Below are 13,608 nucleotides of genomic sequence, written 5' to 3'. Positions count from 1 at the left end.
AAATAGCGTAATTTGATTTCATGAAAATCATCTAAAAATACGGTGGCCAAAGAAGGAGATGATAGCCGCCATATGATGAATAAACAGCTGAGTTAAAAATTCATTCTTTCTGTTTTTGTTGTTAATTATAACTGCTGTATTTTAAAACAGGAAAAGAAGAGTGGTAAGTAACCTCAAGTAGCAAGAGAATACGGAGCCAAAAAAAGATGGAAAAGACATCAGATTGAATTAACTTATACTCATTTGATCGATATTATTGCAAGACTCAATCTATTGATGATTAAGGGATTATTGTGAAATTACGCTTTCCGAAGGATGAAATCACGGAGGTTATCCGTGCACGCAGCAAGGTCTTCTGGACTATTGGGGTATTCACGGCATTCATCAACTTGCTGATGCTGGTTCCCTCTATTTATATGCTGCAAGTCTATGATCGCGTACTGCCATCCAGTAATGAAATAACCTTGCTGATGCTGACGTTGATCACATTGGGGATGTTCGCCATGATGGGCGGGCTGGAATATATCCGCAGTCAGGTCGTGATCCGTATCGGCAGTCAGTTTGATATGTGCCTGAACCAACGGGTTTATACCGCGTCCTATGAATCCAATCTGAAAAATGGTTCCACCGATGCAGGGCAGATGCTTAATGACCTGGCGACCATCCGCCAGTTCCTGACCGGCAATGCCCTATTTGCCTTTTTTGATGCCCCTTGGTTCCCTGTCTATCTTTGCGTCATCTTCCTGTTCAGCCCGTATTTGGGGTTGTTGGCGCTACTTGGGGCGATCATATTGATTGTACTCGCGGTGTTGAACCAGTGGTTATCTCAAACACCTTTGGCAGAAGCCAGTCATCTGTCTTTGCGCTCCGCCAACTTAGCCAGTACTAATTTGCGTAATGCCGAAGTGATTGAAGCACTCGGTATGTTACCCGCATTGCGTCATCGTTGGTTTGGCTTACATCAGCGCTTTCTCAATTTTCAGCGTATTGCCAGTGAACGTTCGGCCGCTATCACGGCACTGACCAAAACGATTCGTATGGCTTTGCAGTCGTTGATTCTTGGCTTGGGAGGTTGGTTGGCGATTGAAGGCAATATCACTCCCGGCATGATGATTGCGGGTTCCATTTTGATGGGAAGAGCGTTGTCGCCGATTGAACAGTTGATACAAGCCTGGAAGAGTTGGAGTGCGGCTCGCTTGTCGTGGCAACGGTTGGATAAGTTACTGAAAGCGCAACCGGAACGCAAAAGCGGCATGTCATTGCCAGCGCCTAAGGGCGTGTTGCTGATGGAAAAAGTATCCGCAATGCCACCGAGTAAAACACGGGCACTCCAAACCTCGCAAAACAGATCATCACCAAATAACCAATATGTCTTGCAGGATATCAATTTTGCCTTGAATTCCGGTGATGTGTTGGGTGTGATTGGCCCCAGTGCGTCGGGGAAATCGACATTGGCTCGCCTGCTGGTAGGGGTATGGCCGGCGCAAGAAGGCGTTGTACGGCTTGATGATGCTGATATCTATCAATGGAATAAAGATGAATTAGGGGCATTTATTGGTTATCTGCCGCAGGATATTGAACTGTTTGGCGGCACGATTGCGGAAAATATTGCACGCTTTAATGACGTTGAAACTGAAAAAGTCATCGAGGCGGCGAAAAAAGCCGGTGTTCATGAGTTGGTGCTTAATCTTGAGCGGGGCTATGACACGGTAATCGGTGCGGGTGGCATAGGGTTATCAGGTGGACAGAAACAACGAATAGGTTTGGCGCGTGCTCTGTATGGTAACCCATCGCTTGTGGTGTTGGATGAACCTAACTCGAATCTGGATGATATTGGCGAAAAAGCCTTAAGCCATGCGATTGCGCAATTGCGGGAACAAGGTAAGACAGTGATAGTTATCACGCACCGACCTTCATTGCTCTCACAAACAACCAAAATTTTGCTGTTGGTACAGGGAAAGATGAAAATGTTTGGCCCTTCCCAGCAAGTGATGGCGGCGCTATCCCAATCTCAGTCTTCGTCACAATCACAATTAAAAGCGGTCGAACGTGCCTCGTAACATGATTCAGCCATATTTCAATCCTTGGGATATTTCTATCTGGGAGTAAAGATGTCCTATCAGACTCACGTAAAGGACGCCCAAAACGAGGTGTCGGAATTATTGCCGCTGGATGCAAATCGTTATCTGCGAATAGGTTGGCTGATTATTGGGATCGGCATTCTGGGGTTTTTCATCTGGGCGGCATTTGCCCCACTCGATAAAGGGGTGGCTTCTTCTGGTACTGTCGTGGTTGATGGTAATCGTAAAACGATACAGTCTCCGGTTAATGGCATTATCAGTCAAATTCAGGTGAAAGAAGGGGAGCAAGTGAAGGCTGGACAGGTTTTGGTTCAGCTCAGCCAGGTGCAGGTTAATGCACAAATTGATTCCCTGAAACAGCAGCTTTACACCACATTGGCAACAGAAGCCCGACTTTTGGCCGAACAGCGAGGACAAGATGCCATTGTTTTTCCACCTATGTTACTGAATCAACAATCGGAGCCACGCATTAACGAGACTCTGGCCTTGCAAAAACAGCTCTTTTTATCACGTCGTGAGATGCTGCGTAGTGATCTGGCGGGAATGCAGCAGGCTGAAGAAGGACTGCATTTTCAAATCAGGGGGCTACGTGAAGCTCTGGTGAGTAAACAGCAACAGCAAGTTTCGCTCAAGGAACAGGTGACTAATTTGCAACCCCTGACGGAAGAGGGTTATTTTCCCCGCAACCGCTATCTGGAATTACTGCGTAACCAAAGTGAATTAAGTGGCAGTATCGCGGAAATGACCGGAAAAATTGGTCAGCTTGAAAAACAGCGGCAGGAAACGCAGCAGCGAGTTATCCAGCGTCAGGCGGATTACCAACGTGAAGTGCGCAGCCAGTTGGCCGATGTACAGGTTCTGGCGAATGAGCTGAAAAATAAGCTGGAAACGGCACAATTTGATCGGTCGCATACTTCTATTATTGCACCGGTGGATGGCTCGGTGGTTGGATTAACCGTGTTTACCCAGGGGGGCGTGGTGGCTGCCGGTGAGAAATTAATGGAAATCCTGCCGACCCAGAGTGCGCTGGAAGTTGAGGCGCGTTTAATGGTGAACCTGATTGATAAAGTTACTGTGGGGCAAGATGTTGATTTGATGTTTACCGCGTTTAACCAGAACCGGACGCCGAAAGTCACGGGCAATGTGATGGTGGTTTCGGCTGATCGTTTGGTGGATGAGCGTACAAGAGAGCCTTATTATCAGATGCGATTGAAAGTCAGTCCTGAAGGCATGGATAAACTGGCAGGGTTGAATATCAAACCGGGGATGCCGGTTGAGGTATTTGTCAAAACAGGTTCGCGTTCGTTGTTGAGTTATCTGTTCAAGCCATTAATGGACAGGGCGTCTACCTCGCTGATTGAGGAGTAATGGGGATGTTGATATATCACTATGTTGCCAATAGACGGACTTTATTATCTTCCCTGTTTTTCAGGACATTGTTGCCTGCATCAGTATTATTGATGTTGATATTGATATTTCCCCGTTTTGCCAGTGCGCTTTCCTTAACGGAGGCTTATGCGCTGGCATTGCAGCACGATCCGACGTTTCAGGCTGCTATCAAAGAGCAGGAAGCGGGGCAGGAGGAGAAAAACCTTGGGCTGGCGGAACTGCTGCCCAAATTATCTTTCAGTTACCAGAATGCACCCAAAAATTGGCAGAAGATGGATTCGCAATCTTTGGATCAGCGAGGAAGGATCGTCAAAGAGAGCCGTGATCGACAGTATGACAGCTACAGTGGGGCGATTATTTTGACCCAACCCGTGATCGATTTCGAGGCATGGGCGCGTTATCGCACTCGTCAGGCTTATGCCTTGATGAGTGATAGCCGCTTTCGGGCGGATAGCCAGCAACTGGCCGTCAGAGTGGTGAACAGCTATGTGACCGTGGCTTATGCTCAGGATCGGCTGGCACAGGTTGCCCAACAGCGGGCAGCCTATGAGGAACAACTGGAACGTAATCAGAAATTATTTTCTTCCGGTGAAGGCACCCGTACCGATGTAGCAGAAACTCAGGCGCGTTACAGTCAGGTATTGGCTGATGAGTTAGCAGTGCAAGATGAGCTGGATGCTGCTATTCGTGGCTTGCAGTTATTAGTTGGCATCCCGTTACCAGTAGATGTGCCCGTGAATCGTTTATCTGATTCTCCGCGGTTTAAAACCATCAGACTGGAATTAGAACATTACACTGATTGGGAACAACTGGCATTACGTCAGAATCCACAACTGGCTGCTGCCCGCCAGAGAGTTGATGTGGCGTATCACGATATTGAGCGTAACCGGGCAGGATATCTGCCAAAACTGGAGCTATATGCTTCCCATAGTGAAAATAAATCCAGTAGCGACAACAGTATTGACCAAAAATACCGGACAGATTCCATTGGATTGCGAATATCCATGAATCTCTATAATGGCGGAGGGACGGCGGCATCGGTACGCCAATCAGCCGCAAATTATGGTAAAACTAAATTCGAAATGGATGCACAGACTGGGGAAATCCTGAATGCACTGCGGCGCAATTATAACGCTTGCGTGAATGGTGAAAAGCGGATAAGAGCCTATGAAATGGCAGTGGAAGCGGCCGCATTACAAGTGAAAGCAACGCAAAAAAGTGTGGCATTGGGGCAGAGAGTGAATGTCGATATATTGAATGCCGAGCAACAGCTTTATACCGCCCGCCGTGAACTCTCTCAGGCAAAATATGACTATATGAAAGCGTGGATTGGGTTATTAGGTGAATCCGGTCAACTACAGGGTGAACATATTAAGCTAGTTGCTGATTATTTTGGTTGAGATGAGTGCGCTGTTGAAATGATTAAGGTGTGATACCCCGTTTTTTTATCCTTAAGATCCGCATAATAGAAACGGGTATCACACACGTACACCGATAGAAAGCGCTAGGGTTTATCGATTAATAAGTCGCAATTGCTGCAAATTACCCTGTAGAGACAAATCAGTTCTTAACGAAGCAATTTCACGGCTGATGTAAGCTATTTCTTTGTGAGACTCCAATTTTTTTCGCCATTTATCTGGCTGGGCGTCCAGATTCTGGAATAAATTATCCAGTGAACCTGCTTGTTGCAGCAGGGTGGCCGCGGTTTTGGGGCCAATTCCCTGAATGCCGGGAATTTTACTGCTGCTAATACCTGCAAGCCCCCAATAGTCGGGAAGTTGGTTAGGTTCAACGCCAAACTCCTGGTGGACAAAAGGCAGATCCAGCCAGCGCTTTTGGAAGTAATCCCGAATTTGAATATTGGCAGAAAGGAGCTGGCAATAGCCCTTATCCGTTGAAACGATGGTGACATTATGCCCGCTGTGAGCAACTTTTGTTGCCAGTGTTGCGGCTAAATCATCCGCTTCATGCCCTTGTGCGTGCCAGCAAGCGACTCCCAACGCATTAAATGCCTGTTTAATTAAGGGCAATTCTTGTTGTAAGTTGTCTGGCATGGCAGAGCGGCCTGCTTTGTAATCAGGGAAAAGGTGGTGGCGCCAGCTATGGTTGCGACCATCTTCCTCGAATACCGCAACAGCGTGGGTGGGGGATGCATGGGTGATTAACTGTTTTAACGCATGTTCACAGGCCGGAATACAAGGGCTTCCTTGTACTGCATGAATACGTCGAATCAGGTTTAAGGCGTCTACAATCAAAAGGTGTATCATGGTCGTTATATTCCATCCATGGAGCTATTCCCTGGCATCAGCCTCATTGAATTGAGCAAAGGTATCCGCGATTTATTTGATTATCTCATAACAGGGTTCATAAGCAGCGCCTCCAGGGAGTTTCATGCGATCTTGCTCGATAAAATCTTGCAGGAGATTATCCATGCGATGCATGATATCTGCATCGCCGTGGATCCTGAATGCCCCATGTTTTTCTATGGCGTGAATACCCACTTCTTTGACATTGCCTGCCACAATACCAGAAAATGCGCGTCGCAGTGCTGAGGCAAGTTTTTCCGATGGCTGGTTTGGGTATAAATTTAAGTCAGCCATGTTTTCATGGGTTGGAGTGAACGGAGATTGTAGATCAGAGCTGATTTTCAGTGACCAGTTGAAGCTATAAGCATCTCCGGTCGCGCGGCGCTTCTCTTTGACCTTCGGCATGGCTTTTTTCATTATACGTGCGACTTCTGAAGGGGCATCCACAATAATGTGATAGTGATTGCGAGCCTGTTCCCCCAGAGTATTAACGATAAATTCATCCAGCACCTGAAAGTAATTGGCGCTCTCTTTGGGGCCAGTCAGAACCAGCGGCAGAACCTGATTTTTGTTTTCAGGATGCATCAGGATAGACAACAAATACAGCAATTCTTCTGCCGTTCCCACTCCGCCGGGGAAGATAATGATGCCATGGGCGATACGGACAAAAGCTTCCAGACGTTTTTCAATATCAGGCATGATGATTAGTTCATTCACCAGCGGATTAGGTGGCTCTGCCGCAATAATTGAAGGTTCTGTGATGCCGATAAAACGACTTTTTTTGTAATTTTGCTGGGCATGTCCTACTGCGGCGCCTTTCATCGGTGCTTCCATTGCACCAGGACCACAACCCGTACAGATATTCAGTTCACGTAATCCAAGCTCATTGCCTACCCTGCGCCCATACAAGTACTCTTTCTCATTGATGGAATGGCCGCCCCAACAAACAATCATATTCGGCTCTTCTGAGATATGCAGTGCCTTGGCGTTGCGAAGGATAGAGAAAATAGTATTGGTAATGTGCATACCATTTCCCATATCCAGATTATGTGTTTTCTGTGCATCGGTAATTTGCCCGTGGACAAACAAAATATCGCGCAGTACTGCAAAAAGATTGGCTTGCAGAGAACGGATGATTTTTCCATCAACGAAAGCTTCTTCGGGGGGATTAATGAGTTTCAGCTTTACGCCACGTTCTCTGCGCAGTACGTTGATATCAAAATTTTGATATTTTGAGAGTAATTCCTTACTGCTATCTATTTGACTACCTGAATTGAGAACCGCCAGTGAACAGTTACGGAAAAGGCGGTATAAATCACTGCTTGCGGTACGCTTAAGCATATCTACTTCAAGCTGAGAGAGTAAATCCATTGATCCTAATGGATTGACATGTGTAATCAAGAATGACTCCTTTTACCCCTTGTGGGGATTCCTCAGTAATGATTTACACCCTATTGGGTATAGCTGACTTCATCCAACCGTTTAGCTCGCGGCCACTCATCAGGTTATTTCGATTATTGGCGGGCTAACCTTCCAGTTGTTGGAATAAACGCTTCGTTACTGCGCCACGGATTGATATCCAATCCTCCCCGACGGGTATAGCGGGCATAAACAGTGAGTTTTTCAGGCGCACATAATGTCATTACATCATTGAATATGCGCTCGACACATTGTTCGTGAAATTCATTGTGATGCCGGAAAGAAACTAAATAGCGCAATAGTTTTTCTTGATCGATTTTTGCGCCTTGATAGCGGATCATAACCGATCCCCAATCGGGCTGGTTGGTGATCAGGCAGTTTGATTTTAGCAAATGACTAACCAGAGTTTCCTCAACAACAGGACCAGTTGCTGCGTTGTTAAGGTAATCGCGATTGAATTGATAATCATCAATATCAATATCCTGATTATCGATGCATTTTCCTGCAAATTCGCCAATTGGTTGTTGGTTGAAATCGTGCAGGGGATGCAGAACAACCTCAATGTTGCCATTGGCACAAGCAGATAAATCTTGTTGCAAGGTTTTCTGTACTGTTTCCCAATCAGCAAAGCGAGTCTGGTTCAAGCTGTTTAGATAAAGTTTAAAGCTTTTTGATTCGATAAGGTTTTCACTGGCTGCATCTAAGCTGACATGACCGATGGCAACTTGAGGAACGCCGCGTGCGTTGAGCCAGGAGAGTTCGTACATGGTCCAGATATCTGCACCATGAAAAGGGAGATTATCAGGAAACAGCCCAAGTGGCTCGCGGTTCATACTGCGGGGAACCGCTTGTAATAAAGTAGGATCATAGTTATCGCGGTAGGGGGTTGGTTTACCCAATGTGAGTTGGGAAAGAGCGTGATTATCTTGATATAAAGACATTAGGATTCCTTAAGGCTAAAAAATCTTACATTCAGATAGTCTTAGCGCCTTGGTGACTAAAATTATCTGTACTATATCAAGGAATCATGATGATTCGTATTTTTATTGCGCATAATCACTCAGGCTCACTGAACCAACGTCATTGTCGATATTATTGACGTGATGGGCTGAGTAAATATCAGTATTATTGAATTTAAATAGCAAATATATTTCTATATCTGCTATTTATTAGAGTTTTTCTAAGTCAGAAAGCGGTTAATTAGAAAACAAGGTATCCAATAATGGCGATCTAAATATGTGGTGTGGATCGTGCTTCTGTAATGCTGAAACGGTTGAAGCCCAGTTATTATCAGCAGGCAAACCATCCGTAAATGATGCAGGGATGGTTTTGGTTAATACTTCCTTATCCTCCCATGCGGTGTTAGAGCCATAAGCCCAACCTTTACTCCATTCGACACGAGCAGAGGCATAAGAACCATCAAATTCGTTGAATAGCCATTGTTCAAATTGGTGGCAAAATTCAATGGAATAGGAAGTTTTTGGAAAGGTTAAGACATCAAGCCAAACGGCGACATCCCATTCTGGATGATCCGAACGGGGACGAATAGCGGATAAGCTGGGAACGGTTGCTCCTGTATGCATCACTTCAGCAGGATCATCTAACCCAGTGACCCTAACTTCAAGCGGGCCATTAATGGGATATTTCTCTTGGTCTGCATAGTGTTGTATTAATTTCTGCCATTGGGTATAAAATTTATTCAGCACAAGCTGGATATTTGCACGTTGTGTTAATACTGCATAACCATTTGCTGTAACACGTAATGTGGTTGGTTTGACATATAACAACAAGTTTTTACTCCAACCCCAGATATCTTTTCCATCGTTTTGCAAGGCTGCATTTATCAGTTGATATTGTATCTCACAGAAAAGAGGCGTTATCTCCGGTAAATCAGTAAGAATACTATCCACGATATCCGATAGGGTTGAGGAAATATTATCGGAAAATGGGTAGTTATAGGGGGCGTTAACTTCAATACTGGAAGCAGGTTTAGTTGGCGCGACACTCCAGACTTTTAGCCACGGTACTTTGGTAAAGGGGAATAAAATGATTTCAGCCCGACCACTTTTATCCAGAAAATAACTAAAAGTCCGTTTTTCTTTTACATTTTCCGGCTGAGAAAATAACTCATCTGCTGGGATATCGGTGAAACTTTGACAGCGAAGGCGTTGATTTTTACCTGCCTGAAATTGTACTTCTAAAATCAGGGCACAACCAATATGCGCTAATAGAGGGGCACAATCAGGGTCATCTCGTTCAAAACGTTTAACAATATATTGCTGAGTTTCTTTATCCCATACAACAGCAGAGAGGGATAATATCGTATTACTCAGAGAGCCAAATATATGCCCAGCCAGTGGAATTTCGTCAACGGCTTTAATGGCAGTTCCGTGCCCGTTTATTGCGAGAACTGCACCAAGTGTTAAATCACCAGGAGCAGGGGTGGCAGTAAAGCCCAATTCTTGTTCTTCCATTTGGGTCATTAATGTTTCCATCAATACGCCAGTTTGTGCAGTCACTATAGAAAATTGAGCACGATGCTCGATATTAACATGGGTGAAATGCGAGGAAAGATCCATTAACATAATGTGATTCTTGAAATTTTTCCCTGATTCCAATATGAGTGGTGACCAATTATGTGATTGTCCGATAGGTCTTAATGTATAATTCTCTTTCCATGCCCAATTGACAACGTTAATCACCTCTTCAATCGTTTTCGGTATGCAACAGGGTATATTATTGGCACAAATTTCTCCTGACCAATTTTTAAAGTTGATCATTTTCCAGATGACTTCTTTGGGAAAATTGGGTAAGTCATATTTTATTTCGCTAACTGTCTCTTTTTGTAAAGAAATATTTTCTTGTTTCATTGGGTCGAGTGATGGCATATTCTATTTCCTTGGTTTTTAATTTGTAGGGATGACTTTTTAATATATTCAAAAATATATTTATTTGTTAAGGATTGTTTTATGAAAATGAAATGCAGGTTATTATTTGAGTGGGCGGTTAATACTATAAATTGATAAATAATCGATGTAAAAATATATCTACTATTTATTTGATAATGTTATAACTTGCATTTTTTAATTCGAAATATATAGGATATAAAATAAAAATCCATGATAAATTTTATAATTCATTGAGATAGATGGTAACATCACCCTTATAAAGCCTGAAAATGTGGATGATATATCAATTTTATGTTTTGGCGTTTGCTTATGATTATTATTTTTATATAAAAATCAAATAATTAATATTTTATTCATCTGTATATTGTTCCAGTGTTTATTGACGTTTACTCACTCTTACGCCACACTGTATATAAACATTTGTATAAAGATCTTGGGTGATCATGGCCGCAGAACTAAACAAGCTCAGTGACAAAAAACTCAAAACCCTACACGGAAAAGAAAGGGACAATATTGAATTTTTTGCCGATGGTGCTGGATTGAGTGCAAAAGCATCTAAAGTCGGTGGTATTAGTTGGGTCTTTACATACCGACTTGATGGCAAGAAGCTAAACCGCCTTACCATTGGACGCTATCCTGATATGCCTCTCAAGCAAGCCCGTGAAACGCGGGATAAATGCCGTAACTGGTTGGCTTCTGGTAAAGATCCAAAGTTACAGTTTAGCTTAACTATGCAGGAATCATTAAAACCAGTCACTGTAAAAGATGCTATCGAGTATTGGATAGAACACTATGGCAGAGAAAATCGGGTAAATATTGATGCCCTTATTCTTCAATTAAAAAAGCATATTTACCCTCATATTGGCGAAATGGCATTATCTGACTGTGAAATAATATATTGGCTGCAATGCTTTGATAAAATGAAAAAGGAAGCTCCGGTATCTGCTGGAGGTATACTTCAATTGTGCAAGCAAGCCCTGAAATTTTGTCGGGTAAGAAGGTATGCAATTAGCCACGTATTGGATGATTTAACTATTCAGGATGTTGGAAAAAAACAGAATAAAGGGCAGCGATATTTAGAAGATAATGAACTTGGTCAATTATGGAAATCTATAAATATAGGTAGTTACCTACCTTATTATAATAATTTGTTGAAAATTTTAATTGTATTTGGTTGTCGTACAAGAGAGATCAGGTTATCTAAATGTTCAGAATGGAATTTTAATTCCATGCTATGGACTGTTCCAAAAGAAAATAGCAAGACAGGTGAAAGGATTATTCGTCCGATACCTGAATGCATGAAACCATTATTAGAAGAACTTATTTATAAAAATAATAAAAGTGATTACATCTTAGGGGAAATTAAAGACGCTGAAACAGTATCAGAATATGGTAGAAACATATGGAAAAAACTAAAGCATGATGATGGATGGTCTTTGCATGATTTAAGACGAACCTTTTCCACAAAATTAAATGATATGAAAGTAGCTCCACATATTGTTGATCTGCTTTTAGGCCATATTTTACCGGGCATCATGGCTATATACAACAAGAGCCAATACCTACCAGAGAAGCTCGATGCTTTAAACAAGTGGTGTGAGAGACTGGATGTATTGGCGGGTAATTATGAGAATGTGGTTATATTAAAAGCAAAATAATAAGGGTGACGTATGGCTTTACCAAAGAGATATTATTATAGAATTGAATCTTTAATTAATTCGAATAAAGATTTATCTGTAGAAAATTTCATACATTACGCGGCTACTAACAGATTAGAATTGTGTGTGAAAATAAATGATATAACAACTATTGAGGACTTTTGCGTTTCAATTCATCCATCATTTCAAGAATTAATTAACAATAGAAAAACTCCCGCTGCAATGGCTAGATATCAAAACAATTTTGGTTATGTAAAAGCAATGGTAGAAAAACCAGTTGATGATCTTATCGTTAATTCCAATTCTAATATATCTCTTTTAGATATTTGTTATACTTTTGCAATAATTGATGAATCAATTAGTAAAAATGAAATACCTTTAATTAAAGGCAATAAAATAAATGTAAAAACATTAAATTTACCAAGAGAAATTAGGATGATTGATTTTGGTGAAAGCATAACCCCAATGGTGATAACTATGAAGGATGATTTCTTTATAGATACATCAGATCTTATTGTCACCGATATCGAACTGGAAAAACTAAATAACGGAGGTGAAATAATCAAAAAAGAGAATAATGAAATATTACCTAAAATTCATCCCACAACAGAAAGACATTCAAAAAATAAATTAGAAGTTATCAGCGCTGCATTTTGCTTTAAAGAAGAAGATTCTGAACTATTTAATGAAAAATGTAGACATAAGGACGGTAGATACAATTTTTCAGCGTGGGCAAAGCAAATTAAGAAAAGAGAAGTTCGACTATTTCCAGATTGTAAAGCGCCAGTATCAGATGAAAAGATGGCTGAATATATAAGCAAAGCGTTAAAGCTACCTCACTCTTAATACCCATTCTAACGATTAGAAAGGGTATTTTAATATTAGCACACCCTTTCTAATGTATTAGAATAACCTTTCTAGTAGTTATAAGCCGTATAAATTAATATTTTTTCTTAATACCATAACCTCACAAAAACAACTAAACAGTGAGGGTAACATGACTATTCAATATACAACTCCTACGCCAGAAGAACGCCGCTCTATCCTTTCCGAATATGGTGAACCTTATGATCGTCTTATCCGTGAAAAAGAACGCCAGCACATCACCTCTATTTCCAGAACGTCAGCATGGAAACTGGAAAATGAAGGCCGCTTCCCAGCCCGTAAGCCATTAGGCCGCAATTCCTGTGCTTGGTTGCTCAGTGATCTGCTCCATTGGGTGCGTAACCCACCAACAGTAGAGAACGTAAATAACCCCTATAGCCGAAAGTCAAATTAATTAAGACAGGGTAAAAATATGACATCTAAAAATATGGCCTTAAATGGTCAGGGGCTTACCTACGCCCAAAATCAGACTAGCGGAATATTAGTCAATGGGTTGCCAATTGAATTAGTGAGTCAATGGATAGAGATATGGACTAAACAAAGTTTCGCTGTCTCTGTATCAAATGAGTTACGTCGCCAATATTACAAGAATGATGCGGAGTTTAGTTTAGCGATGCGTAAGGCTGGTTATGTGCCAGTTAGAACGAAAAAGCTCACAGGTAAAGAACAGCGATTCTGGCTCTATCGCGTGACAGGTAATGACAAGGGGGTGTCGACCAATAAAGATAATAAAATCAATAAGTTTATTCCTTTTGTCCAGTACAGTAAACGACCAATCAGAACATTTAAGCGCATTGCTGTAGATGGTCAGTGGCTCTATGTCTATGCCGATCACATTCGCTTCTTGACTAAAAAACGCCACCGTGTCGAAGGTGTGCGAGTTCAGGGTTACACGGCAAAAGGAATAGAGTTGCGAGGGGTTAAGTGATGCAGGGACTTAATTCTATAACTTTAAGTTATC

General features: G+C 42.2%; 11 protein-coding genes. 7 read left to right on the top strand and 4 right to left on the bottom strand.

The genetic code is table 11. From position 1 onward, the window contains the following. Positions 1-293: 293 nt before the first annotated feature. The 3 genes from ACE1SE_RS16200 to ACE1SE_RS16190 are packed head-to-tail and all read left to right on the top strand — an operon-like array spanning position 294 to position 4,870. Positions 294-2,060, top strand: a complete 1,767-nt coding sequence (locus ACE1SE_RS16200) for a type I secretion system permease/ATPase (RefSeq protein ID WP_374051740.1) — start codon at positions 294-296, stop codon at positions 2,058-2,060. A 51-nt stretch (positions 2,061-2,111) separates the two neighbouring features. Further along, positions 2,112-3,449: an HlyD family type I secretion periplasmic adaptor subunit gene (locus ACE1SE_RS16195; RefSeq protein WP_374051739.1), complete on the top strand. Its 1,338-nt coding sequence runs from the start codon at positions 2,112-2,114 to the stop codon at positions 3,447-3,449. Then, the gene (locus tag ACE1SE_RS16190) at positions 3,449-4,870 is read left to right on the top strand and encodes a TolC family outer membrane protein (RefSeq protein ID WP_374051738.1); all 1,422 of its coding nucleotides are present in this window, start codon (positions 3,449-3,451) and stop codon (positions 4,868-4,870) included. Before ACE1SE_RS16195 ends, ACE1SE_RS16190 begins: the two co-directional genes overlap by 1 nt. 111 nt (positions 4,871-4,981) lie before the next feature. Here the strand turns inward: ACE1SE_RS16190 and xni are convergent, their stop codons facing one another. From xni to ACE1SE_RS16170, 4 genes are all read right to left on the bottom strand, one after another. Beyond that, positions 4,982-5,737: a flap endonuclease Xni gene (gene xni / locus ACE1SE_RS16185; RefSeq protein ID WP_374051737.1), complete on the bottom strand. Its 756-nt coding sequence runs from the start codon at positions 5,735-5,737 to the stop codon at positions 4,982-4,984. Between the two features lie 72 nt (positions 5,738-5,809). After that, positions 5,810-7,177: a nucleotide 5'-monophosphate nucleosidase PpnN gene (gene ppnN / locus ACE1SE_RS16180; RefSeq protein WP_374051736.1), complete on the bottom strand. Its 1,368-nt coding sequence runs from the start codon at positions 7,175-7,177 to the stop codon at positions 5,810-5,812. 113 nt (positions 7,178-7,290) lie between these two features. Then, positions 7,291-8,136 carry an NADPH-dependent 7-cyano-7-deazaguanine reductase QueF gene (gene queF / locus ACE1SE_RS16175; protein WP_374051735.1) on the bottom strand — a complete coding sequence of 282 codons (846 nt, stop codon included), beginning with the start codon at positions 8,134-8,136 and terminating at the stop codon, positions 7,291-7,293. 255 nt (positions 8,137-8,391) lie between these two features. Further along, positions 8,392-10,083 (bottom strand): cholesterol oxidase substrate-binding domain-containing protein, encoded by a 1,692-nt coding sequence (locus ACE1SE_RS16170; RefSeq protein WP_374051734.1) that lies wholly within the window; start codon positions 10,081-10,083, stop codon positions 8,392-8,394. A 464-nt stretch (positions 10,084-10,547) separates the two neighbouring features. Between ACE1SE_RS16170 and ACE1SE_RS16165 the strand changes: the two genes are divergently transcribed. From ACE1SE_RS16165 to ACE1SE_RS16150, 4 genes are all read left to right on the top strand, one after another. Further along, positions 10,548-11,762 (top strand): tyrosine-type recombinase/integrase, encoded by a 1,215-nt coding sequence (locus tag ACE1SE_RS16165; protein ID WP_374051733.1) that lies wholly within the window; start codon positions 10,548-10,550, stop codon positions 11,760-11,762. Positions 11,763-11,774: 12 nt separating this feature from the next. Continuing rightward, positions 11,775-12,608, top strand: coding sequence for a hypothetical protein (locus ACE1SE_RS16160; RefSeq protein WP_374051732.1), 834 nt, complete (start codon positions 11,775-11,777; stop codon positions 12,606-12,608). A 151-nt stretch (positions 12,609-12,759) separates the two neighbouring features. After that, the gene (locus tag ACE1SE_RS16155) at positions 12,760-13,041 is read left to right on the top strand and encodes a helix-turn-helix transcriptional regulator (RefSeq protein WP_374051731.1); all 282 of its coding nucleotides are present in this window, start codon (positions 12,760-12,762) and stop codon (positions 13,039-13,041) included. Positions 13,042-13,059: 18 nt separating this feature from the next. Then, positions 13,060-13,575: a hypothetical protein gene (locus tag ACE1SE_RS16150; protein ID WP_374051730.1), complete on the top strand. Its 516-nt coding sequence runs from the start codon at positions 13,060-13,062 to the stop codon at positions 13,573-13,575. Positions 13,576-13,608 lie beyond the last annotated feature (33 nt).

The sequence above is a fragment of the Xenorhabdus taiwanensis genome (assembly GCF_036512875.1).
GTDB classification, from domain to species: domain Bacteria; phylum Pseudomonadota; class Gammaproteobacteria; order Enterobacterales; family Enterobacteriaceae; genus Xenorhabdus; species Xenorhabdus taiwanensis.
This window is presented reverse-complemented; position numbering and strand designations above follow the sequence as displayed.